Source organism: Burkholderia sp. AU31652, assembly GCF_002223155.1.
Taxonomy (GTDB): domain Bacteria; phylum Pseudomonadota; class Gammaproteobacteria; order Burkholderiales; family Burkholderiaceae; genus Burkholderia.
Window position 1 is genome coordinate 2,138,595 of the sequence record NZ_NKFG01000005.1, and the last position, 20,178, is coordinate 2,158,772.

The 20,178-nt window shown below is 68.5% G+C and carries 15 protein-coding genes; 6 read left to right on the top strand and 9 right to left on the bottom strand.

Annotated elements, in window-relative coordinates; genetic code table 11:
• Nucleotides 1-169 precede the first annotated feature (169 nt).
• Together CFB40_RS27160 and CFB40_RS27165 are read right to left on the bottom strand one after the other, a co-directional pair.
• Complete coding sequence (locus tag CFB40_RS27160) at nt 170-1,420, bottom strand: MFS transporter (protein WP_089432922.1); 1,251 nt, start codon at nt 1,418-1,420, stop codon at nt 170-172.
• 156 nt (nt 1,421-1,576) lie between these two features.
• Nucleotides 1,577-2,893: an MFS transporter gene (locus tag CFB40_RS27165; RefSeq protein WP_089432923.1), complete on the bottom strand. Its 1,317-nt coding sequence runs from the start codon at nt 2,891-2,893 to the stop codon at nt 1,577-1,579.
• Nucleotides 2,894-3,229: 336 nt separating this feature from the next.
• Here CFB40_RS27165 and CFB40_RS27170 point away from each other — a divergent pair, with 336 nt between their 5' ends.
• From CFB40_RS27170 to CFB40_RS27180, 3 genes are all read left to right on the top strand, one after another.
• The gene (locus CFB40_RS27170; protein WP_089432924.1) at nt 3,230-4,147 is read left to right on the top strand and encodes a LysR family transcriptional regulator; all 918 of its coding nucleotides are present in this window, start codon (nt 3,230-3,232) and stop codon (nt 4,145-4,147) included.
• Between the two features lie 206 nt (nt 4,148-4,353).
• A complete protein-coding gene (locus CFB40_RS27175; protein ID WP_089432925.1) occupies nt 4,354-4,890 on the top strand; it encodes a VOC family protein in 537 nt (178 codons plus the stop codon).
• A gap of 40 nt (nt 4,891-4,930) precedes the next feature.
• Entirely contained in the window at nt 4,931-5,686 is a 756-nt protein-coding gene (locus CFB40_RS27180; protein WP_089432926.1) for a glucose 1-dehydrogenase, read from the top strand.
• A 182-nt stretch (nt 5,687-5,868) separates the two neighbouring features.
• On the opposite strand, the gene CFB40_RS27185 is transcribed toward CFB40_RS27180, so the two are convergent.
• Together CFB40_RS27185 and CFB40_RS27190 are read right to left on the bottom strand one after the other, a co-directional pair.
• Nucleotides 5,869-7,383 (bottom strand): purine-cytosine permease family protein, encoded by a 1,515-nt coding sequence (locus CFB40_RS27185; RefSeq protein WP_089432927.1) that lies wholly within the window; start codon nt 7,381-7,383, stop codon nt 5,869-5,871.
• Nucleotides 7,384-7,585: 202 nt separating this feature from the next.
• Nucleotides 7,586-8,233, bottom strand: coding sequence for a glutathione S-transferase family protein (locus tag CFB40_RS27190; protein ID WP_089432928.1), 648 nt, complete (start codon nt 8,231-8,233; stop codon nt 7,586-7,588).
• A 105-nt stretch (nt 8,234-8,338) separates the two neighbouring features.
• Here CFB40_RS27190 and CFB40_RS27195 point away from each other — a divergent pair, with 105 nt between their 5' ends.
• Nucleotides 8,339-9,457, top strand: a complete 1,119-nt coding sequence (locus tag CFB40_RS27195; RefSeq protein ID WP_089432929.1) for a transketolase-like TK C-terminal-containing protein — start codon at nt 8,339-8,341, stop codon at nt 9,455-9,457.
• An 18-nt stretch (nt 9,458-9,475) separates the two neighbouring features.
• Here CFB40_RS27195 and CFB40_RS27200 read toward each other — a convergent pair whose 3' ends face one another.
• The gene (locus tag CFB40_RS27200) at nt 9,476-9,931 is read right to left on the bottom strand and encodes a MarR family winged helix-turn-helix transcriptional regulator (protein WP_089432930.1); all 456 of its coding nucleotides are present in this window, start codon (nt 9,929-9,931) and stop codon (nt 9,476-9,478) included.
• 173 nt (nt 9,932-10,104) lie between these two features.
• On the opposite strand from CFB40_RS27200, the gene aceE reads away from it, so the two are divergent.
• On the top strand, nt 10,105-12,789 hold the full coding sequence (gene aceE, locus CFB40_RS27205) for a pyruvate dehydrogenase (acetyl-transferring), homodimeric type (RefSeq protein ID WP_089432931.1): 2,685 nt from the start codon (nt 10,105-10,107) through the stop codon (nt 12,787-12,789).
• Between the two features lie 59 nt (nt 12,790-12,848).
• Here aceE and CFB40_RS27210 read toward each other — a convergent pair whose 3' ends face one another.
• From CFB40_RS27210 to CFB40_RS27220, 3 genes are read right to left on the bottom strand one after another with little or no spacing between them, the layout of a single operon-like run.
• Nucleotides 12,849-14,369, bottom strand: coding sequence for an efflux transporter outer membrane subunit (locus tag CFB40_RS27210; protein WP_089427136.1), 1,521 nt, complete (start codon nt 14,367-14,369; stop codon nt 12,849-12,851).
• The gene (locus CFB40_RS27215; RefSeq protein ID WP_089432932.1) at nt 14,366-17,539 is read right to left on the bottom strand and encodes an efflux RND transporter permease subunit; all 3,174 of its coding nucleotides are present in this window, start codon (nt 17,537-17,539) and stop codon (nt 14,366-14,368) included. Before CFB40_RS27215 ends, CFB40_RS27210 begins: the two co-directional genes overlap by 4 nt.
• Before the next feature lie 13 nt (nt 17,540-17,552).
• Nucleotides 17,553-18,779: an efflux RND transporter periplasmic adaptor subunit gene (locus CFB40_RS27220; protein ID WP_089427134.1), complete on the bottom strand. Its 1,227-nt coding sequence runs from the start codon at nt 18,777-18,779 to the stop codon at nt 17,553-17,555.
• 80 nt (nt 18,780-18,859) lie between these two features.
• Between CFB40_RS27220 and soxR the strand changes: the two genes are divergently transcribed.
• Complete coding sequence (gene soxR, locus CFB40_RS27225) at nt 18,860-19,339, top strand: redox-sensitive transcriptional activator SoxR (protein WP_089427133.1); 480 nt, start codon at nt 18,860-18,862, stop codon at nt 19,337-19,339.
• A gap of 58 nt (nt 19,340-19,397) precedes the next feature.
• On the opposite strand, the gene CFB40_RS27230 is transcribed toward soxR, so the two are convergent.
• On the bottom strand, nt 19,398-20,159 hold the full coding sequence (locus CFB40_RS27230) for an SDR family NAD(P)-dependent oxidoreductase (protein ID WP_089427132.1): 762 nt from the start codon (nt 20,157-20,159) through the stop codon (nt 19,398-19,400).
• Nucleotides 20,160-20,178 lie beyond the last annotated feature (19 nt).

Consider the following 20,178-nt stretch of genomic DNA (forward strand, 5'->3'; position numbering starts at 1 on the left):
CGCTCTCTCGGTTGGCATGTCGAAGGAACGGCGCGCCGGGCCAGCCGGCGCCGCCGGACGCGGCCCGGATGTTCCCGGGACGCGAGGCGCCAGTGTCAGGCCGCGCGGCCACGCGCGACAGCGGTGCGCGGGACAACGTCCGACAGAATCGGGCCAACGTGCAAACCGCCTACGACAGCGCGGCTGTTCGCGCACCCGGCTGCGTACGGCCATACACAACCATCATCGCGAAGCTGAGCAGGAAGCCCGCGCCACCGATCAGCAGCAGGCCGATCTCGCCGAACACCGGCAGCAGGTTCGTGAGCGCGCCCGTCACGACCCACGCGACGGCCATCACCGAGCCCGCGACGCCGAGCGCCCAGCCTTGCCGGTCCTCGCTGACCGCGTCGGAGAACGCCGTATACATCGTCGTGTACGCGACCATGTCGAAGCAGCCGACGACCATCGCGAGCGCCCACAGCATCGGCTCGTGCGGGAACAGCGCGGACAGGACCTGGCCGACGCCCGCGACGAGCAGGCCGGTCTTCGCGATGTCGACCACGCGCCACACGCGCAGCATCCGCCGCACGACGAACAGCAGCCCGAACACGAAGCAGAGCCCGATCACGCCGCTGAACAGCCCGAGCCGCGCGCTCGTGTAGCCGAATCTCGCCTGCAGCAGCAGCATGATGGTCTGCAGGTAGAGCCCATAGCCGACCTGCATCAGGAAGAACACCACCGACAGGAACGCGACGTTGCGCTGGCGCGCGGCCTCCCCGATGATCCGCAGCGGTAGCAGCGGATCGATGCGCGTGTCGCCGCGCGGTGCGGCAGAGTCGCGATACGACGCCCAGGTCCAGCACGCGCAGGCCAGCGACAGCGCAGCGACCAGCACGAACGGCGTGCCGTAGTCGAACAGCGGCGAAATCGTGCGATCGGACGTCACGCCGCCGAGCACAGGGCCGACGATCACGCCCGCGCTGAACGCGAGCGACATGATGCTCATGTTGTACGCCTTGTTCTCCGGCGTGCTCAGGTCGGTGATCGCCGCCTGCGCGATGCCCTGGCAGCCGGCCAGCAGCCCGGTGAGCCCGCGGCCCGCCAGCAGCAGCGCGACGCTCGCGTGCCACGCGCCGGCCGCCATCATCCCGTAGCCGGCCGCGAGGCCGAGCACGCACAGCAGCAGGATCCTGCGGCGGCCGTAGCGATCGGACAGGTCGCCCATCAGCGACGAGCCGAAGAACATGCACAACGGGTAGATCCCGTAGCCGAGACCGAGGTAGAAATTGCGCGCATGCGCGCCGGCGTCGGCCGGCAGGATGCCCGCGTGCGGATCGCTGAAGATCGCGGACATCATCGGATAGACGAGCCCGAAGCCCATCGCGTCGATCGCGATGGCGAGCAGGCAGGGGCCGAGCAGCGTGTAGTCGAGTCGGGACATGGCGACCTTCCGGACAGAGTGGATGATCGCCCAAGCGTAACGATGGGGCGGCGGCCGCGGTAGGCCGCCGCCCGTGATGCTAAGCATCGGCAGGACCGCTACCCTGCCTGCCGCCTGCGCCGATGGCTCGCCGGCGCGGGCGGCAGGCCACGGCCGCTACTTGGCGCTCAACGGCTCGCCCTGAAACCGCCGGCGCGCGAGCACGCACGGCGCGCCGTCGTGCATGAACACGCTCGCAAGCAGCCCGAACGACGCCGCGAAGAGCACGTACCATGCGGGCGCGACAGACGACCCGCTCGCGTGCGTCAGCCACGTGACGATGAACGGCGCGAAGCCGCCGAACACCATCACCGCGACGTTGTACGCGAGCGCGATGCCCGTGGAGCGCGAACGCGTCGCGAACTGCTCGGCGAGCGTGGTCGGCGCGGGCCCGTAGCAGATGCCGATGATCGTGCAGATCACGAGCTGCATCACGAGCAGGCGCCCGATGCCCGGCGCGGCGGCCAGCCACGTGAACAGCGGATACGTGACCGTCAGCAGCGCCAGCGAACCGGCGATCAGCACGGGACGCCGGCCGATGCGGTCGGACACGAGCGCCGCGAACGGGATCGTCACCGTCAGCAGCGCAACCGCCGCCATCTGCACCTTGAAGACCTGGTCGAGCGGCAGCCCGAAGGTCTTGTGCACGAACGTCGGCATGTTGACGAGCATCACGTAGAACACGGCCGTGCCGGTGATCGTCTGCCCCATCGACACGAGCACGCCGCGCAGGTTGTCGCGCAGCACGCCCGACACGCTCGCCGGCGGCTCGACGGTCGACTTGCTCGCGGCGACGAACGCCTCGGTCTCCTCCATGTGCCGGCGGATCCACAGGCCGACCGGCCCGATCAGCAGCCCGAGCGCGAACGGCACGCGCCAGCCCCAGCTATGCAGCGCCGCGTCCGACAGCGATTGCGTGGCCCACGCGCCCATCGCGGCGCCCGAGAACACCGCGAGACACTGGCCGATCAGTTGCCACGATCCGTACAGCCCGCGCCGGTTCTCCGGCGCGCTTTCCACGAGAAACGCGGTCGCGCTCGCGTATTCGCCGCCCGTCGCGAAACCCTGCAGCAACCGCGCGACGACGATCAGGATGGGCGCCGCCGGGCCGATCACGGCGTACGACGGCGCGAACGTGATCAGCGCGATCGACAGCGTCATCAGGAAGATGATGAGCTGCATCGCGGCCTTGCGGCCCTTGCGGTCCGCATAGAGCCCGAGCAGGATGCCGCCCACCGGGCGCATGAAGAAGCCGACGCCGAAGGTCGCGAGCGACATCAGCAGCGACGCGTACTGGCTCTCGGCGGGAAAGAATAGCCGCGCGATGATCCCGGAGAAGAAACCGTAAACGATGAAGTCGTACCACTCGAGGGTATTGCCGACGACAGCGGCAACCACCTGCCGATGCCGCGAGTTCCGACGTGAGTCGCGCATGCTTTTCTCTCCTGCAGTCTCATGGCGCCGCGCCCATGCGTGCCGTGTTGCGTGGCACGCATGGGCGAACCGGCTGTTCGTATCGCCGGCAGGAAAGGTGCTGGCGCGGGCACAGGCCCGCGCCATCGGAACCTCACGGCCTGCCCGTACGACCAGCGTGCAACGATCATAGGGACGCCGAAAACCCGCATCAATTAATACCCGCGGCAGATGATTAGCCGGAGATTAAATGTTGCCCCGCCGGGCGCCGCCCTGCGAAAACCCCGGAAATCCGCGCATTGTTGCAGCCCCGGTTCTGCGGCAGAATCGTCGGCCGCCCTTCCCGTCGCCCGCACCATGCGCAACCGCATCAACGAAGAGATCACGTTCCGCAAGCTCGAGGTGCTGCTCGCCTTCATGGAAGCGGGCAGCCTCGCGAAGGCCGCCGAGGCGCTGGGCGTCAGCACGGTCAGCGTGCACCGGGCGCTGCACACGCTCGAGGAAGGGATGCACTGCGCGCTGTTTCGCCACGAGGGGCGGAACCTCATTCCAACCGACGCCGCGCAGGTGCTCGCCGAAGTCGCGGGCGAAGTGCTCAAGACGATGACGGACGGAATCCGCTCGACGCGCGAGGCGGCCGGCTACGGCGCCGGCCAGTTGAAGATCGGTTCGCTCTACTCGCTAACGATCCGCACCGTGCCCGAAGTCGTGATCGCGTTGAAGGAGCGCCGCCCCGAGCTGCAGGCCGAGCTCGTGCTCGGCTCGAACGCCGACCTGCTCGACAAGCTGCGGCAAGGCGCGATCGACGCGACGCTGATGGCGCTGCCCGAACCGGATGCCGAGATCGAATCGATCGCGCTGTTCGAGGACGAGATGTTCTTCGCCGCGCCGATCGACTCGCCGTACGCGCGGCACGATGCCATCGATCTGTGCTCGTGCGGCGACGCGCCGTTCGTGTCGCTCGGCGAAGGCTTCGCGACGCATCACGGCTTCACGGAAGCGTTTCGTTCGGCCGGCGTCACACCGAACGTCGTGATGCGGGTGGGCGACATCTTCTCGCTGATCAACTTCGTGTCGGGCGGCGTCGGTTGCTCGCTGCTGCCCGGGCGCGTGCGCGACCTGTTCGCGCACAAGATCGCGCTCGTGCCGCTCGCCGGGCCGACGATCCGCCAGACGATCGGCCTGAGCTTCCTGCACCGGCGCGAACGCGACCCGAACCTGCTTGCGTTGGCAACCGTGTGCCGGCTGACGGTCAAGGGGCCGAACGCGCGGTAACGCGCGGATCGCCCGGCCGGAAGCGCGTCTTCTCCGTTCCGCTTCGCATTCCGGCATCGTCGCGCCCCGGCGCACCCACTCGCCCGCCACGCCACGACGAAGCGTGCGAGGTCATCCGTTTGGACGGCACGCCGCGCGCGCTTTGTTGCGATCATGACCGTCAATCATCGCGCGGCACGCCCACGTGTGTCCGCCAAGGAGACGCCATGAACGATCCCATGCTCGGCCCCATCGACCAGATCGGCTACGTGGTCGCGGATCTCGACCGCAGTATCGCGCGCTGGCGTAAACGCCATGACGTCGGGCCGTGGACCGTATTCCGCAACGTGCGCCTTGACGGCTTCCATCTCGGCGAACCCGTCACGGTCGCGATGGACGTCGGGCTCGCGTATCGCGGCGATCTGCAGATCGAACTGATTCACGTGACGAACGAGGCGCGCTCGCCGTACCGCGATACGCACGGGCAGCCGCTCGTCGGGCTGCATCACGTCGCGTGGGTCGTCGACGATCTCGATGCCGCGCTCGCACGGCTCACATCCCGCGGCCTGCGTGTCGTGTTCGACGCACGCAACCCGGCCACGCGCGTCGCCTATCTCGACGACACCGACGATCCCGGCGTGCGCGTCGAAGTGATCGAAGGCGCCGGCATGCGCGACATGATCGCACGCGGCATCGCCGAGGCCCGCGCATGGGACGGCGCCGATCCGGTTCGCATCGTCGACGCGGCGGCCGCCTCCGCGTAAGCGGTCCCGCGCGTCCCTCTCACTCACAGGAGCAAGCAATTTGAAACGACTCGAAGGCAAGGTGGCGCTGGTCACGGGCGGTGCCCGCGGCCAGGGCGAAGCGGAAGCGCGCAGGTTCGTCGCCGAAGGCGCACGCGTGGTGATCGCCGACGTGCTGGACGAAGCCGGCCGGCGCGTCGCGGCCGAACTCGGCGACGCCGCACGTTTCCAGCATCTCGACGTGACGAACGAAGCCGACTGGCAGGCTGCCGTCGATGCGACGCTCGCGCAGTTCGGCCGGCTCGACATCCTCGTGAACAACGCGGCGATCCTGAAGCTCGTGCCGATCGAAGCGTGCTCGCTCGACGACTATCGCAAGGTGATCGACGTGAACCAGGTCGGCTGCTGGCTCGGCATGAAATCGGCGCTGGGCGCGCTGAAGGCGGCGGGTGGCGGCTCGATCGTCAATGTATCGTCGACGGCCGGGATGGAAGGCGTCGCGGGCGGCAGCGCATACGTATCGAGCAAGTTCGCGGTGCGCGGAATGACGAAGGCCGCCGCGCTCGAATTCGGCCGCTACGGCATTCGCGTGAACTCGGTGCACCCCGGTGGCATCGATACGGTGATGGCGCGCCCGCCCGAGTTCGCGGACTTCGATCCGTCGTCGATCTACAGCGGCCTGCCGATCGCGCGCATCGGCAAGCCCGATGAGGTGGCCAATCTCGTGCTGTTCCTCGCATCCGACGAATCCGCGTATTGCACCGGGTCGGAATTCATCGTCGACGGCGGGATGCTCGCGGGCAGTTCGTTCCACTGAACCGCATCCAGGTCGATGCGCGCCCACGAACCTGGTGGGCGTTTTCGTTTGCACTTTCGAGGCACTGCGTGGAGCGTAAAGCCGCCCCTCTGGCAACCACCCGCCCAAAAACGACGATGCCGCCGGCAGCTCTCCCGCGCGGCGGCATCGTCATTTGCGGCGCAACACACCACGCGCCGCGCTTACCCCTTCGGCTGGATCACCGGCGCGCCATTACCGCGCGCCGACCGCCCACCGCCCCGCACGAAGCGTCGCCCGTGCGGACCGTACACGCCATCCGGTTCCGGATACAGCATCAGCAGCACGAAATACAGCACGCCGCCCACCACCAGCGACACCGGCACGCTCAGATCGAGCCCGCCCGCGAGGTTGCCGAGCGGCCCGACGAACTGCCCCGGCAGGTTCACGAACGACAACCCGACGAACGCGGCCGGCAGCCACGCGCCCATCGCGCGCACGTTCCACCCATGCGTGAACCAGTAATGGCCGCCGCGCAGCCCGCGGTTGAACACCTGCAGGTCGTCCGCGAGATAGTAGCCGCGCCGCGTCACGTAGCCGATCACCATGATCGCCATCCATGGGCAACTGAACGTATCGATCAGCGTCGAGAACGTCGCGACGCTTTCGACGAGGTTGAACCAGAAGCGGCCGACGAAGATGAACGCGATCGCGATCGTGCCGATCAGCAGCGTCGCACGCACGCGGTTCAGCAGGCGCGGGAACATGCTCGACACGTCGAGGCCGGTGCCGTACAGCGCGGTCGTGCCGGTCGACATCCCGCCGATGATCGCGATCAGGCACATCGGCAGCAGGAACCAGCGCGGCGAGATCGCGAGCAGCCCACCGACGTAGTCGTTCGACGCGATGAACGCGGGTGCCTTCGTCGCGATGATCGTCGCGGTCGCGAGGCCGAAGAAGAACGGCACGAAGGTCGCGATCTGCGCGGCGAACACGGCCCCCATCACGCGATGCTTCGGCGTGCGCTGCGGGATGTAGCGCGCCCAGTCGCCGAGCGTCGACGCGAACGATACCGGGTTGCTCAGCGCCACCAGCACCGCGCCGACGAACGCGGCCCAGAAGCCCGCGCTGCCCTGCTGCACCGTGCCGGCATAGCTCACGTCGAACAGGCCGGCGAACGCGAACAGGCCCGCGACGAACAGCACGCTCGCGGCCCACACGGCGATCTTGTTGACCCACAGCATGAAGCGGAAGCCGTAGATGCAGACGATCAGCACGAGCACCGCGAACACCATGTACGCCGCGCCGAGCGTGAAGCCGTTGACCGGCACGCCGACCATGTTGTGCGCGCCGCCGACGAGCGCGTCGCCCGAGCTCCACACCGCGAGCGAGAAGAACGCGATCGACGTGAGCAGCGCGAGGAACGAGCCGACGATCCGGCCGTGGATGCCGAAATGCGCGCCGGACGACACCGGGTCGCTCGTCCCGTTGCGCGGGCCGAACAGGCTCATCGGCGCGAGGATGCAGGTGCCGGCGAGTACGCCGAGCACGATCGCGCAGACACCCGCCTTGAACGACAGCCCGACCAGCACGGGAAAACTGCCGAGCACCGACGTGGAAAAGGTATTGCAGCCGCCGAACAGCAACCTGAACAGATCGATCGGCCGCGCATAGCGCGATGCATCGGGAATGCGCTCGAAACCGAACGACTCGACCTGCGTAATCCTGCCTTCACTCATTTGTCTCCTGCTCCTCTGGTGCGTCTGTAGCGCCCGCAACTGCGGCGATACGACACATCGTCATCGATTCGCGGCCACTCTAAACCGGATCGCGCGGCGCAAATATCACGCATTCGAGACGTTTACGACGAAGGAGAACAATGTTTCCCGGCAGGCCGGCAACCGGCGCCCGCGCCATCCGTCCGGCGCGGGCGATGCGAGGTCAGTGCGCGCCCTCCTCCGCCGGCGCGCGGCATGCGATCAGGCCCCGCTGAACGGCTTGCCGCGCCTCGATGCCGGCGAGCCACCGCTCGACGTGCGGGTAGTCGGCCAGATCGAGATCGAGTTCGGGCGCCGTGCGCAGCCACGGAAACGCGGCGATGTCGGCGATCGAGTAGCGCGGCGACGCGAGATACGCCGATTCCGCCAAGCGGCCGTTCACGACCCCATAGAGACGCCGCGCCTCGTTCCGGTAGCGCTCGAGCGCTTGCGCATTGACCGTCTTCGATGCATGCAGGAACCACCAGAGCTGGCCGAGCATCGGCCCGATTCCGCCGATCTGGAAGTGCAGCCATTGCTGGACGGCCGTGCGCTCGGCCAGCGTGTCGGGATGCCGAACGCCCGTCTTCGCGGCGAGATAGCTGAGGATCGCGCCGGATTCGAACACGGTCAGCCCGGCGTCGTGGTCGACGATGGCCGGGATCTTGCCGTTCGGGTTGATCGCGAGAAACGCCGGGCTACGCTGCTCGCCGGCGGACAGGTTCACGTGCACGCGGTCGTAGGCGAGCCCGGCCTCTTCCAGGTAAATGGCGACCTTGTGCCCGTTCGGCGTGTTGGCCGTATAAAACGTGAGGGGATGCGTCGAGATCATGGTGGTCCTTGTCTTCCGGTTGTCGTTGCAACTACAATCGTTGCAATTGCAATCCTATGCCGGAACCGATAGCCCCGGCGACATGCCAGTACTCGAAGGAGGGACATGCAGACTGCGCGATCCGGTCCGCCCGTGCGGACACCCGACACCCGCCGCGCCGCGGCGGCCTGCCTCGACAGGCTGATCACGCAGCGGCTCGCGCCGCGTGGCCGTGCGGTGTCGCCGCTCGGCGCGATGCGCGCGGCCGCCGATTGCCTCGAACGCGATGCGGCGACAGCGGAACGCGTCTGGGTCGTCCGAGCCGATGCGCGGGAGCCGTCCGCAGATGCGGGAGCGCATCGCCGCATCAGTGCATGGCCGCTACGGTTTCTCGATGCGCGCAAGCGGTTCGAGAAGCCGCTGCTGTACCTGCTGCATGCGCGCGCGACCGACCGGCTGCGGCTGGCGTCGATCGAAACCATCGATCGCGGGATCTTCGTCAACGATGCCGAAACGGTCGCGTCGTCCTGGCCGAAAGGCGTGACGCCCGATGTCCCGCACTGGCTGGCCGCGAACCCCGCGTGCACGCCGTACGACCCGGCGTCGGGCCATGAGGCGATCGCGATCCTGCGCCACGCGCTGCGCACGCTCTATGTCGCCGGCCAGCCGGGATTCTGTTACCTCGCGAGCCACGACGACCTCGTACCCGATGCGAAACCGCTGTCGGCCACCGCGGCCCGCGATGCGTTCAGCGGCATGGTGCGGGCCGGCCGGCGCACGGCGGCCGGCGCGGCTGCGCAGATCCGGCTGTGCGGCGCGGGCAGCGCGCTCGCGCAGGTGCTGGAGGCGGCCGACCTGCTGCACGACGAATGGCGCATCGATTCGACGATCTGGAGCTGCCCGAGCTACACGCAACTCGCCCGCGACGGTCATGCAGCCGACCGGTGGAACCTGCTGCATCCGCACGACGAACCGCGGATCGCACATGTGCGCCGATGCATCGGCGACAGCCGCACGCCGGTGCTTGCGGTGACAGGCTACGCGGGGCACGTCGCCGCGCAGATCGGGGCGTTCGTCCCGGCCCGCTTCGCGGCGCTCGGCGCGGATCTGGCCGGCCCGGGCCCCGGCGCGCGCGCGCCGAATGCACGCTGGATCGCCGCGGTCGCGCTTCGGCTGCTGGCCGACGACGGCCGCGTGCCGGCCGACTGGGCCGCGCAAGCGATGCGCCGCTATGCGAGCGGCTGACGTGCGTGCCGGCTGACGCTACTTCGCGTCGGCTCCCGCGTCGCGCGCCGCGGCGGTCGCACGGTCGAGCGCGGCGGCCATCGCCGCCTGCTCCTTGCCGCCGAACTGATCGAGAAAGAGTTCCGAGACCGTCGACTGGTACACCTTCCACATCTTCTTGCGCAGCGTCCGCCCCTTGTCGGTGATGCTCGCATACGCGGCGCGGCCATCGTCCGCCGAACGGGCGCGCGTGACGAGCCCCTCCTGTTCGAGCCGGTCGACGAGCCGCGTGAGGTTGTAGCGCTCGATCGCGAGCACGTCGGCCAGCTCGTGCATGCGACGCGTGCCGTCGGGCCCGCTTTCGAGCCCCCACAACGCGTCGTACCACGCATAGGCCGGCAGGCCGGCCGCCGCAAGGCGGCGCTCGATCTCGCGAATCATCGTCCGGTGTGCGCGGACGAACGAGAACCACAGATCGGGTTCGGGTGCGCTCATGTCAGGTCGTTCCTCTCGTTGAATTGCAGTTGCAATTAAATTTTACCTCGATAACAATTGCCCTCATACGATTGCAATTGCAACCATCTGCCCGCCGATCGGCGGGCGCTCCGTCCCGCGTCGCGGCGCCACGACCGTCGCGCCGCGCAGCCTTATGCTTCTGGAGACATTGCATGACCGCACCTCTCGCGCTACCCGACATCGACCCGCAGGAAACCCGCGAATGGCTCGATGCGCTCGAATCCGTGATCGCGCTCGAAGGCCGCCCGCGCGCGCACTACCTGCTCGACCAGCTTTCCGATCTCGACGCGGCACGCCATGGCGACCTGCACGGCCGCGTGACGACCGCGTACGTGAACACGGTGCCGCGTGAACGGCAGCCGGCCTACCCGGGCGATCTCGCGCTCGAACGGCGCCTGAACGCGATGATCCGCTGGAACGCGATGGTGATGGTGTTGCGCGCCGGCCGGCTTTCGAACGTCGGCGGGCACATCGCGACCTACCAGTCGGCCGCGGTGCTGTACGACGTCGGCTTCGATCACTTCTTCCGCGGCCGCACCGATACCTTCGACGGCGACATGGTCTACATCCAGGGCCATTCGGCGCCCGGCATCTATGGCCGCGCGTACCTGGAAGGCCGCATCACGGACGCGCAACTCGACAACTTCCGCCGCGAGACCGGCCGCGAAGCGGGACGCGACGGGCTGTCGTCGTATCCGCATCCGCGGCTGATGCCGGATTTCTGGCAGTTCCCCACCGTGTCGATGGGGCTCGGGCCGCTCACCGCCGCGTATCAGGCGCGCTTCATGCGCTACCTCGAATATCGCGGGCTGAAAGCGCATCAGGGCCGCAAGGTCTGGGCCTTCCTCGGCGACGGTGAAATGGATCAGCCGGAATCGCTCGCCGCGATCTCGCTCGCCGGGCGCGAACGGCTCGACAACCTGATCTTCGTCGTCAACTGCAACCTGCAGCGCCTTGACGGCCCCGTGCGCGGCAACGGCAAGGTCATCCAGGAACTCGAAGGCACGTTCCGCGCGGCGGGCTGGAACGTCATCAAGGTGATCTGGGGCGCCGGGTGGGATCGCCTGCTCGAACGCGACACGACGGGCCTGCTGCGCCAGCGCATGATGGAATGCGTCGACGGCGACTACCAGACCTTCAAGTCGCAGAGCGGCGCGTACGTGCGCGAGCATTTCTTCGGCAAGTATCCGGAACTGCTTGAGCTCGTCGCGGACCTGTCCGACGACGACATCTGGAAACTGGCACGCGGCGGCCACGATCCGGAAAAGGTGCATGCGGCCTATGCGCAGGCGATGCGCGCGGACGGCCGGCCGACCGTCGTGCTCGCGAAGACGGTCAAGGGCTTCGGGATGGGCGAAGCCGGCGAAGGCCAGAACGTGAACCACCAGTTGAAGAAGATGAGCGCGGATGCCGTACGCGCGTTTCGCGACCGCTTCGCGTTGCCGGTGAGCGATGCGCAGCTCGACGAACTGCCCTATCTGAAGCCGGAGCCGGGCAGCGCCGAGGCACGCTACTTCTCCGAACGCCGTGCCGCACTCGGCGGCCACGTGCCGGCCCGCTTCAGCAGCGTGGCGCCGCTGCCGGTGCCGCCGCTCGCCGCGTTCGACGGTCAGCTCAAGGACAGCGGCGAGCGCGGACTGTCGACCACGATGGCGTTCGTGCGCATCCTCGGCACGCTGCTGAAGGATCCGGCACTCGGCAAGCTCGTCGTGCCGATCGTGCCGGACGAATCGCGCACGTTCGGGATGGAGGGCCTGTTCCGCCAGATCGGCATCCACTCGCATCTCGGCCAGCTCTATACGCCGCAGGACGCCGGCCAGCTCAGCTACTACAAGGAAGCGAAGGACGGGCAGATCCTGCAGGAAGGCATCAACGAATCGGGCGCGATCGCGTCGTGGATCGCGGCCGGCACCGCGTACAGCAACCACGGCCTGCCGGCGATCCCGTTCTACATCTTCTATTCGATGTTCGGGCTGCAACGCGTCGGCGACCTCGCGTGGGCAGCCGGCGATGCACGTACGCGCGGCTTCCTGCTCGGCGCGACGTCGGGCCGCACGACGCTGATGGGCGAAGGGTTGCAGCACGACGACGGGCACAGCCACGTGCTGTCGTCGGTGATTCCGAACTGCGTGTCGTATGACCCGACCTATGCGTACGAACTCGCGGTGATCGTGCGCGACGGCCTGCGGCGGATGTTCGCGGAACAGGAGGATGTGTACTACTACATCACGCTGCTCAACGAGAACTATCCGCACCCGGCACTGCCGGACGGCGCGGAAGCCGGCATTCTCAAGGGGCTTTACCTGCTGCGCGAAGGCACGTCGCACACGGTCGAAGCGCCGCATGTGCAGTTGATGGGCAGCGGTGCGATCCTGCGCGAAGTGATCGCCGCGAGCGACCTGCTCGCGCAGGACTTCGGCGTGTCGAGCGACGTGTGGAGCGCGACGAGCCTGAACGAGTTGCGCCGCGACGGGCTTGCCGCGGAACGCTGGAACCTGCTGCATCCCGAGCAGGCGCCGCGCGTGCCGTACGTGCAGCAATGCCTCGACGGCCGCACGGGGCCGGTGGTGGTGGCGACCGACTACATGAAGATCGTCGGCGACCAGATCCGCGGGTTCGTCGACGGCCGGCGCTTCGTGTCGCTCGGCACCGACGGCTTCGGCCGCTCGGATACGCGCGACGCGCTGCGCACGTTCTTCGAGGTCGACCGGCACTTCATCGTGATCGCAGCGTTGAAGGCGCTCGCCGACGACGGCGCGATTCCGCGTGCACGCGTCGGCGAAGCCATCCGGCGCTACGGCATCGACATCGACAAGGTCGATCCGGCCAGCGTGTAATCAAGCGGCGGCGCGGCAGGCGGGATTGCCCGGCCTGCCGCGCCGCCGCCCTGTCCACGCTACTGCGCTGACTGCTCCGCCTGCGCGAGCGGGCCTTGCTGCGGGCCCTGCCCCGTTCCCTGCGGCCAGCCGCCCGCCAGCGCCTTGTACAACGCCACCGTCGACGCCGCGCTGCGCATCTGCCCGTCGGCCGCCGCATCCTGCGCCTGCAGCAGCGTGCGTTGCGCGTCGAGCACTTCGTAGTAGTCGATCGCGCCCGCCGAAAACCGCGCCTGCGCCAACTGTGCGGCGCGCGCGCTGTCGGTCGCGGCCCGTACGAGATGATTCGTCTCGTCACGCGTGCGGGCGGTGCGCAGCAGCGCGTTCTCCGTTTCCTCCAGCGCCCCGAGCACGGTCTGCCGGTACTGCGCGAGCTGCCCGGCCGCTTCCGCGTCGCTCGCGGCGATCCGCGCACGCACGCGGCCGACGTCGAGGAACGACCAGTCGATGCCGAGCGCGATCAGGTTCGTGTCGCTGCCCGCGCGGAAGAACCCGTAGCTGCTCGTCGCACTGCCGAGCAGCCCCGACAGCGTGAAGCGCGGAAACAGGTCGGCCGTCGCGACGCCGACGCGTGCGGTCGCCGCGTGCAGCCGTGCCTCGGCGGCCGCGACGTCGGGCCGCCGCCGCAGCAGGTCGCCCGGCGTGCCGGGATCGATGTCGGCGGCCAGCGCCGGCAGCGGCACGGGCGTGCCCGCCGACGCGGCTGCCTTCGGGAGATCGAAGCGGCCGATCAGCGCGTCCGGCGTCTGTCCGGTCAGCACCGCGAGCCGGTGCTCGTCGACGCCGATCGCCGCTTCGTACACGGCGATCCGCGACGTCGTCGATTCGTATTGCGCGCGCGCCCGCGCCGCATCGAGTTCAGAGCCTCTCCCCGCGCCGACGCGCGCATTGATCAGCGCGAGCGTCTGCTTCTGGTTGTCGGCGTTCTCGCGTGCAATCCGCAGCCGCTCCTGCGAGCCGCGCAGATCGACGTATGTGCTCGCCACCTCGCCGGCGATCGCGACGCGCACCGCACGCACGTCCGCCGCGCTGGCGGCCGTTTCCGCACGCTGCGACTCGATCGAACGACGCACGCGGCCGAACAGGTCGAGCTCCCACGCCGCATTGATCCCGACGCTGGACGTCGGCGTATCGCGCTGGCTACGCGGCGCGCCGAATGCCTGGTCCTTGCTCATCAGCTGATGGCCGATCTGCCCGCTCGCGGTGATCGTCGGGTAACGATCGAACGTCGCCTGTGACAGCAGCGCATTCGATGCGTCGTAGCGCGACACGGCGACCTGCAGGTCCTGGTTAGCCGCGAGCGCCGTGTCGATCAGCTGCGTCAGCACCGGATCGCCGAAGCCCCGCCAGAACGCGGCATCGGCATCGGCCGATGCGTCGGGCGGCATCTCCGGCGTCGTACCGGACGGCGCCGCCGGATGCGCATCGCGCGCGAATCGCGCGGCCGTGGCCGTGTCGGGCCGCTTGAAATCGGGGCCGACCGCGCACGCGGCGAGCGTCACCGACATCGCGAGCGCGGAAAGACGGAAAGCGGCGCTCATCGGTTTTCTCCTTCGAGGGTGCCGTGGTGTTCGCTCCACACGGCCGGCGTGCCGCCCGCGAGCTTGCGGATCGCCACATAGAACACTGGCGTCAGGAACAGCCCGAACAGCGTGACGCCCAGCATCCCCGCAAACACGGTGATGCCGGTGGCCGCGCGCACTTCGCTGCCCGCGCCGCCGCCGATCAGCAGCGGCACCGAGCCCGCGATGAACGCGACCGACGTCATCACGATCGGGCGCAGCCGCAGCTTGCACGCTTCGAGCGCGGCGTCGATCACGCCCTTGCCCTGGATTTCGAGCTCGCGCGCGAACTCGACGATCAGGATCGCGTTCTTGCACGCCAGCCCCATCAGCACGACGAGACCGACCTGCACGAACACGTTGTTGTCGCCCCCCGACAGCCACACGCCGAACAGCGCGGCGCAGATGCACACGGGCACGATCAGGATCACCGCGAGCGGCAGCGTCCAGCTCTCGTACAGCGACGCGAGCACGAGGAACACGAGCATCACCGCAAGCGGGAACACGACGATCGCAGCGTTGCTCTGCGTGACCTGCTGATAGCTGAGGTCGGTCCATTCGAGCGTGATGCCCGGCGGCAGCACGTCCTTCGCGATCTGCTGCAGCTTCTCGATCGCCTGCGACGACGACATCACCTTCGGATCGGCATCGCCGATCAGGTTCGCGGCCGGATAGCCGTTGTAGCGAACGACCGGGTCGGGCCCATACGCGGGCGCCACCGTCACCATCGAGCCGATCGGCACCATCTCGCCCTTCGCGTTGCGCGTGCGCAGGTTCGCGATGTCGGCGGCCGTCTGCCGGTGCCCGGCATCCGCCTGCGCCATCACGCGGTACACGCGGCCGAACAGGTTGAAGTCGTTCACGTACATCGAGCCGAGATAGACCTGCAGCGTGCTGAACAGGTCGGTCAACGCGACGCCCTGCGCCTTCGCCTTCAACCGGTCGACCTTCACCTCGAGCTGCGGGATGTTCGCCTGGTACGAACTGACCGGATAGCTCATCCCTGGCGTCTTCGCGACCGCGCCCTGGAACGCGTTGAGCGCGTTCTGCAAGGCCCCGTAGCCGAGCCCGCCGCGATCCTCCAGGTACAGCGAATAGCCCGAGCCGTTCCCGAGGCCCTGGATCGGCGGCGGCATCAGCGCGTAGGTAATACCACCGCCGATGGCCGCGAAGCGCGCGTTCAGGTCCGCGTTGATCTGCGCGGCGCTGCGGTGGCGCTGGTCGAACGGCTTCAGGATCACGTACGAGTTCGTGATGTTCGGCGTGTTCACGCCCTGCAGCGCATTCAGCCCGGCAAACGCCGGCATCATCTCGACACCGTCGGTGCCGAGCGCGATCTTCGTCATCTGCTCGGTCACCTCGCTGGTGCGCGCGAGCGACGCGCCTTCCGGCAGCTTCGCGCCCGCGAACAGGTACAGCTTGTCCTGCACCGGGATGAAGCCGCCCGGCACCGCGTTGAGCAGCAGCGCGGTGGCCGCGAGCAGCGCCGCATAGACCGCGAACACCACGCCGCGCCGCTTCAGCGTGCGGCCGACGAAGCCGTGATAGCGATCGGAGCTGCGGTCGAAGAAGCGGTTGAACGGCTGGAACAGCCAGCCGAACGCGCGGTCGAGCCCGCGCGTGAGCGCATCCTTCGGCGCATCGTGCGGACGCAGCAGCTTCGCGGCGAGCGCGGGCGACAGCGTCAGCGAGTTGATCGCGGAGATCACCGTCGAGATCGCGATCGTCACCGCGAACTGCCGGTAGAACTGGCCCGTGACGCCGGACATGAACGCCATCGGCACGAACACCGCGCACAGCACGAGCGCGATCGCGACGATCGGCCCCGACACCTCGCGCATCGCCTGGTGCGCGGCGTCGCGCGGGCTCAGGCCCTGCGCGATGTTGCGCTCGACGTTCTCGACGACCACGATCGCATCGTCGACGACGATCCCGATCGCCAGTACCAGCCCGAACAGCGTCAGCGTGTTGATCGAATAACCGAGCAGATAGAGCCACGCGAACGTGCCGACCACCGACACGGGCACCGCGACGAGCGGGATGATCGACGCGCGCCACGTCTGCAGGAACAGGATCACGACGAGCACGACCAGCACCACGGCCTCGATCAGCGTGTGCTGCACCGCGCGGATCGATTCGCGCACGAACACCGTCGGATCCCACACGGGCCGGTACGCGACGCCGGGCGGGAAGCGCTTAGACAGTTCGTCGAACTTCGCATACACGGCCTTCGCGACCTCGAGCGCGTTCGCACCCGGCGACAGGAAGATGCCGACCACCGCCGATGGCTTGTCGTTGAAATACGAGCGCAGCGTGTAGTCGCCCGCGCCGAGTTCGACGCGCGCGACGTCGGACAGCTTCACGACCTGCCCGTCGTCGCCGGTGCGCAGCACGATGTCGCCGAACTCCTGCACCGTGCGCAGCCGGCCGCGCACGTTGATCGACAGCAGGAAGTCGTTCTTCTTCGGCGACGGCTCCGCGCCGAGCTGGCCGGCCGACACCTGCACGTTCTGCTCGCGCACGGCGGCAATCACGTCGCTCGCGGTCAGCCCGCGCGACGCGAGCCGGTTCGGGTCGAGCCACAGCCGCATCGCGTAGTCGCCGGAACCGGACAGGCCGACGTCGCCGACACCCGTGAGCCGCGACAGCTCGTCCTTCACGTGCAGCGTCAGGTAGTTGCGCAGGTACAGCGAATCGCGGCTGTTGTCCGGCGAATAGAGGCTCACGTACATCAGCGGCGTGGGCGACTGCTTCTGCGTGGTCACGCCGTACTGGCGCACCTCGTCGGGCAGGCGCGACAGCGCCTGGCTCACGCGGTTCTGCACGCGCACGGCGGCCGTGTCGGGATCGACGCCCTGCAGGAACGTGACGACCACCTGCAGGCTGCCGTCGGAACCGGCGACCGACTTCATGTACATGATGCCTTCGACACCGTTGATCGCCTCTTCCAGCGGTTCGGCAACCGATTCGGCGATTTCCTTCGGGTTCGCGCCCGGGTACGTCGCGCGCACGACGACGCTCGGCGGCACGACTTCCGGGTATTCGCCGGCGGGCAGCATCGGGATCGAGATCAGGCCGATCGCGAAGATGACGATCGACAGCACGACCGCGAAGATCGGCCGGTCGATGAAGAATCGGGAGAAATCCATTGGCTGTCTCCCGTTACTGCGCGGCCGGCGCGCCGGCATCGGCGACGGCCTGCGTGCCGTTGACCGGCCCGTTGCCCGCGCCATTGCCTGCACCGGCATCGGCGCGTGCGGGCAGCGTCTTCGGCTTCACCTGCGCGCCCGGATAGTAGATCCGCTGCATGCCGTCGACAACCACGCGGTCGCCCGCCTGGATCCCCTTCTCGATGATCCGCTCGCCCTCCACCCCGCGGCCGATCGTCACGTCGCGGCGCAGCGCCTTGTCGCCGGGCCCGATCACATACACGTACTTGCGATCCTGGTCGGTGAGCACGGCCTTGTCGTCGACGAGCAGCGCATCCTGGTCGCGGCCGCTGACGAGCTGCACGCGCGCATACAGGCCCGGCGTAAACGTATGGTCCTCATTCGGCAGCCGCACGCGCGCGCGGATCGTGCCCGTTTGCGGGTCGAGCCGGTTGTCGAGGAAGTCGACGGTGCCCGCATGCGGGAAGCCCGTCTCGTTCGCGAGGCCCACGCGCACCGGATCGGCGCCGATCGCGCGATGTTTCGGATCGGCGCGCCGCGCGTTGTAGCGCAGGTAGCTCTGTTCGTCGCAGTCGAAATACACGTAGACGGGGTTCTGCGACACGACGGTCGTCAGCAGCGTGTCGTCCGCGCGCGCCAGGTTGCCGACGGTGGCGACTGCGCGGCCGACGCGGCCCGCGATCGGCGCACGCACTTCGGTGAAACCGAGATTGAGCTTCGCATCCGCGACGGCCGCGTCGGCCGCCTGCAGGTCCGCACGCGCCTGCTCGGCCGTGGCGCGCGCGTTGTCGAGTTCTTCCTGCGACGTCGCATGCGCATCGATCAGCGTCTGCACGCGCTTGAGCTGCACGTTCGCGAGGCTCGCGGCCGCACGGGCCCGCTGCAGCTGCGCATTGGCGCGATCGAGCGCGATCCGGTAAGGGCGCGGGTCGATCTCGAACAGCAGCGCGCCCTGCGCGACCAGGTCGCCTTCCTTGTAAGCGACGCGCTGCAGATAGCCGCTTACGCGCGGCCGCAGTTCGACCGCGTCGACCGCTTCGACGCGTCCGTTGAATTCGTCCGCGAGGCGGATCGTGCGGGGTGCGATGGTGGCGACGCCGACTTCGGGAAGGGATTGGGCCGACGATGCGCCTTTGCCGTCGTGACAGCCCGACAACGCCAGCAGCAGTGCACAGGCCGCGCCCAAAGGCGACGTCCTGCGTAGGGATAAGGAGAGCATGATGCCTCGCGACGGGTTAAACTGCCGCGTAGCATAAAAGTTGAAGTTAACTTCAAGTCAAGTTTTCCCGGAGGGGCAACATGGGTATCCAGGAAACACCGCAATGGCCGCTGATGTCGATCCGCGAAGTGGCCGCGCGCAGCGGCGTGCCGGCGTCGACACTACGGTTCTACGAGACGCGCGGGCTCATCAAGTCGCATCGCAACGGCTCGAGCCATCGCCACTATTCGCGCGCGGTGCTGCGGCTGATCGCGTTCATCGTGTTCGCGCAGAAGATCGGCTATTCGCTCGACGAGATCGCCGAGCAGCTCGTCAGCCTCCCCGAGGACACCGCGCCGAGCAACAAGGACTGGCAGCGGCTGTCGCGCGGCTGGAAGCAGCGCGTCGCGAGCCGGATCGAGGAGTTGCAGCGCCTGTACATCAACCTCGACGAATGCATCGGCTGCGGCTGCCTGTCGCTGAAGCGTTGCAAGCTGACGAACCCGGAAGACCGCGCGGGCCGCAACGGGCCCGGCGCGCGGCGCTGGCTCGGCGACAAGCCGCCCACGGATATCGCATGACCGGCGGGCCGGATGTGGCGCGCGATGCCGCCGCATCCGGCCACCTGGGTAGATTGCGTCACCCGACCCGCCAGCCGCCGTTCACCGCGATCGTCGCACCGGTGACGAACGACGCACGCGGCCCGGCGAGCCACGCAACCGCGTCCGCGATATCGTCCGGATGCCCGGCGCGGCCAGCCGGCGTCTGTTCGCGGATCGTCGCCGCAATGGCCGGCGCGACGCCGCTTTCGCCGAAGAAGCGCGTGTCGGCGATATAGCCGGGCGCGACCGTATTGACCGTGGCGCCGCGCGGCCCGAGTTCGCGCGCGAGCGCGACGGTGAACCCTTCGACGCCGGCCTTCGCCGCCGCGTACGCCAGGCCACCCGGCAGCAGGCTGCCGGCGCGCGCCGCGATCGAACCGATGTTGACGATCCTCGCGGCGCGCTCGGCCAGGTGCGGCAGCACCGCCATGGTCGTCACGAACAGGCTTTTCAGGTTCGCGTCGAGCACGGCGTCCCACACGCGCTCGGCCTCGCCTGCCTCCGTATCCGCGCCGACGCGGCCGGTCGCCCCCGCGTTGTTGACCAGTACGTCGATGCAACGGCACTGCGCGACGATCGCGGCAACCGCCGCCTCCGCTTCGCACCGCACGCTCAGATCGGCCGCCCGCCCGATCGCCATGCCGCCGAGACGCGCAACTGCCGCTTCCAGCCGCGCCGCGTCGCGCCCGACGATCGCGACCCGATACCCGTCCTCCACCAGCCGGCGCGCGATTGCGAAGCCGATCCCGCTCGACCCGCCCGTGACGATTGCCGTTCGCTGCTGTTCGATCCCTGTCATGACCTGCCCTCCCGAATGT